This is a genomic window from Pseudomonas sp. 28 E 9 (genome assembly GCF_900004785.1).
In the GTDB taxonomy this organism is placed as follows: Bacteria; Pseudomonadota; Gammaproteobacteria; order Pseudomonadales; family Pseudomonadaceae; genus Aquipseudomonas; species Aquipseudomonas orientalis_A.
Genome location: NZ_CVTK01000018.1, coordinates 1 through 574 on the forward strand (window position 1 = coordinate 1; position 574 = coordinate 574).

Sequence of the window (574 nt, forward strand, 5' to 3'; positions counted from 1 at the left end):
GACAAGGTCGACGTTGTACTGACCGCCACCACCACCATCGGCGAAGGCGGCAACATCGTTTACACCGCCAGCCTTGTGGATAAAAACGGCGCGCCGGTGACTAACATCACCAACCCGCTGACCGTCACCTTGGATAACGGCCAGAGCATCACTATCGGCGTAAATCAGTCGAGCGGTTCCGTTTCGGTTGTTGCGCCGGATGATGTTTACAAGGGCGACCAGACCGTCACCACTACTATCAAGACTGTCACTGGTGGCGAGCACTTCGAAAATCTCGTCCCAGGTACCGATAAAGTCACAACAACAGTGACTGACACCCCAGGTACTGACAACACCACTACCGTCACGCTCACCGCGCCAAGTGCCGTTAACGAAGGCGGCCAGATCACCTACACCGCGACCTTGAGCAACAAGGCCGGTACTGACGTCACGCTGAAACTGGATAACGGTTCAAACATCACCATCAAAGCCGGTGAAACCGTCGGCACTGTGACTGTGCCTGCGCCTACCGATGATGTGTTCATCGACAAGAGCACTCAAACCGTCAAGATTACCGACGCAGCGGGCGGCAACT

At 55.7% G+C, this 574-nt stretch carries 1 protein-coding gene; it reads left to right on the forward strand.

The window, feature by feature from the left end:
• Positions 1-574 (forward strand): immunoglobulin-like domain-containing protein (locus tag BFQ00_RS03355; RefSeq protein WP_139114959.1); only part of this gene is annotated, 574 nt, incomplete at both ends.